Source organism: Photorhabdus hainanensis (genome assembly GCF_018448965.1).
GTDB lineage: Bacteria > Pseudomonadota > Gammaproteobacteria > Enterobacterales > Enterobacteriaceae > Photorhabdus > Photorhabdus akhurstii.
The window spans coordinates 127,371-127,968 of sequence record NZ_RCWD01000012.1; the positions used below are offsets into that span (position 1 = coordinate 127,371).

Annotated in this window: 1 pseudogene; it reads right to left on the minus strand. The window is 38.5% G+C overall.

From position 1 onward, the window contains the following. Nucleotides 1-471 precede the first annotated feature (471 nt). Nucleotides 472-598, minus strand: a pseudogene (locus EAE92_RS09860) (IS256 family transposase); the annotation flags it as partial.

A 598-nucleotide genomic window follows, 5' to 3' on the forward strand; every position in this document is an offset into this window, starting at 1 on the left:
TGTCACCAGTACTGGGCTGAGCCGGGATAAAATTGAAGCGTTAAAGCATTAAATTAATCTTCTCTTTCACAACAAAATGCCGATATTCAAGATCGGCATTTTTGTTCTTATTCAGGATGATGGCTATATAAGGGACTTTTACGTTTGTCCAGCGAAGATAAAACCAGACTCGTTCTGTTTCGTCGAAACCTCAATTTGTTGTAAGGTATCAAAATTTACAAACTCTGATACAGGGGAATTTGCCACATGTGCAATGATTAAAAGCCATTGATATTATGAAGGTGTTATTGCAACTTTAAAATGCCGCTTCTGGAATGAAAAAATGGGGTGATTAGCTTTATCTTCTGAGGCGACCTCTTGCTGTTTTAATGAGTCGGATGATGAGCTATTAATAATTTCAATTTGGTGATGAGTGAATGATTTGACTTCATTCGAGGGCGTTCAGAATTCTGTGTCACGCTAATTGAGCGGTTACAACGTTATCACATTATCCAAACGTCCTTCAAAGTAAATATAGAGTTGCGACAGCGTTAGATTCCAGCTCTGTATTGGCATTGTCCATTTTTCCTGTGCATTGAGAAGCCCCAGATAAAGCAGT